The sequence below is a fragment of the Shewanella sp. 11B5 genome, from assembly GCF_002836795.1.
Classification (GTDB): Bacteria; Pseudomonadota; Gammaproteobacteria; order Enterobacterales; family Shewanellaceae; genus Shewanella; species Shewanella frigidimarina.
In genome coordinates this window covers 1-2244 of the sequence record NZ_PJAP01001114.1, presented here as the reverse complement: position 1 = coordinate 2244, position 2244 = coordinate 1, and the positions used below count along the sequence as shown (strand labels likewise).

Sequence of the window (2244 nt, the reverse complement as noted above, 5' to 3'; positions counted from 1 at the left end):
CAATAAACAAAAGAGGACAAGATATGAAGGGCTTACCCCTTAAACCCCTTTTCGCCAGCATCGCGGTAATATTTGCACTAAATGCCTGCTCCATGTCAACCGTATCCCAAACGACCAATGACCCCACGCCATTAACAGCTGCACAAATAGAACAACAACATGCTGATAATCCGTTTTTTAAACCTTACGGTACATTTTTTGAAATCCCTGATTTTGCCAATATTACAACCGATGATTATATCCCAGCCTTTGAAGCTGGAATGACTGAGCTGCAAGAGCAAATTAGTACTATCGCAAATAATCCTCAGCCCCCAACTTTTGAAAATACGATTGAAGCAATGGAATTTTCGGGCGATTTACTAACCCGAGTATCATACGTATTCTTTAATTTGGCGGGCGCAGACACTAACGATGCGTTACAAGCTATATCCAAACAGATTTCACCTAAACTATCGTCATCACAAGATGATATTTTCCTAAATCCAATGCTGTTTCAACGAGTAAAAACTTTACATGAACAACGTAATAGCTTGTCCTTGAATACTGCACAGGCAAAATTACTGGAAGATACATACAAATCATTCACCCGAGGCGGAGCAAATTTATCAGCAGAAGATAAAATTACCCTCCGAGGTTTAAATGAACAAATTAGTAAGTTAAGCCTTACTTTTGGCGATAATTTATTAGCTGAAACCAATGGCTTTCAACTCATCATTGACAACCAAGAAGACCTTTCCGGTTTACCACAAGATGTGGTGGACACTGCAGCTCGTAAAGCTACAAAACTGGGTCATCCAGGTAAATGGATTTTTACTCCTCATCGCCCATCAATGACCCCATTTTTGACTTACGCTGATAATCGAAAACTGCGTGAAACCCTATTTAAGGCTTACGTTGCTCAAGCAAATAATGACAATGAATTCGATAATAAAAAGATTCTCGCCAAAATAGCCTCAATACGTTCACAACGAGCTCAGCTTATGGGATATCAATCTCATGCTCATTTTGTACTTGAGTCTCGCACTGCTAAGACCCCAGAGAATGTCTATGCTCTATTAGATAAAGTGTGGCCAGCTGCATTAAAGCAGGCTAAAAGTGAAGTGGCAGACATGCAAGCGCTAGTCGATACCCAAGGTACCGATTTGACCATTGAAGCATGGGATTGGTGGTATTATTCAGATAAAATTCGCGTCGCTAAATACAGTTTCAATGAACAGCAAACTAAGCCCTATTTCTCACTTGAGAGTACCTTGAAAGGGGTATTCTATACCGCTAATCGTTTATATGGCATTACTGTCAAAGAACGTACGGATTTGCCCAAGTATCACCCAGATGTTCGTACCTGGGAAGTCTATGATAAAGACGGTAGCTTGCTCGCTATATTTATGGGCGACTATTTTGTCCGTCAAAGTAAGCGAGGCGGCGCGTGGATGAACGTATACCGTCAACAATATAATATGAATGGAGTAGAATCAAAGCCGATTGTGGTTAACGTACTTAACTTCCCTCGCCCAGCAGGTAATGAGCCAGCACTACTTACATTTGACGAAGCCAGTACTCTGTTTCACGAATTTGGACATGCATTGCACGGCATACTTTCTAATGTGACTTACCGTTCTCAATCCGGAACTAGCGTACCAAGTGATTACGTTGAGTTTCCATCTCAAGTGATGGAAAACTGGATGACACAGCCGGAAGTATTATCACAATTTGCAAAGCATTATCAAACGGGTGAAATTATTCCCCAATCTTTAATAAATAAAATCCAAGCCGCTAGCCAATTTAATCAAGGTTTTGCCACTGTCGAATATATGGCTGCCACTTATTTAGACTTGGATTGGCATTCTCTTAAAGATAGCAAACTACGCGATGCAAAAGATTTTGAATTGGCCTCATTAAATAAAATGGGCTTAATTAGCCAAATAGCCCCTCGTTATCGCAGCACTTACTTTTCGCATATTTTTGCAGGCGGTTATTCTGCAGGATACTACAGTTACCTTTGGTCTGATATTTTAGGTGCTGATGCTTTCGAAGCGTTTAAAGAAAATGGAATTTTTGATCCAAAAACAGCTCAAAAATTCCGTGATAGTATTTTATCCAAAGGCGGCAGTGCAGATCCGATGGAATTATACAAACAATTTATATTTATTTATTCATTTATTTATCCTCTATTACTTATCATATTTTTTTTAAATGTAAAACTTTATTATTTAAAATTGAATTATTTTTTTATCAATGTCTTCT

At 39.0% G+C, this 2244-nt stretch carries 1 protein-coding gene; it reads left to right on the top strand.

The features are described from left to right. Nucleotides 1-23 precede the first annotated feature (23 nt). On the top strand, nt 24-2244 hold a 2221-nt coding region (locus tag CXF78_RS20915; protein ID WP_257984972.1), incomplete at its 3' end, for a M3 family metallopeptidase.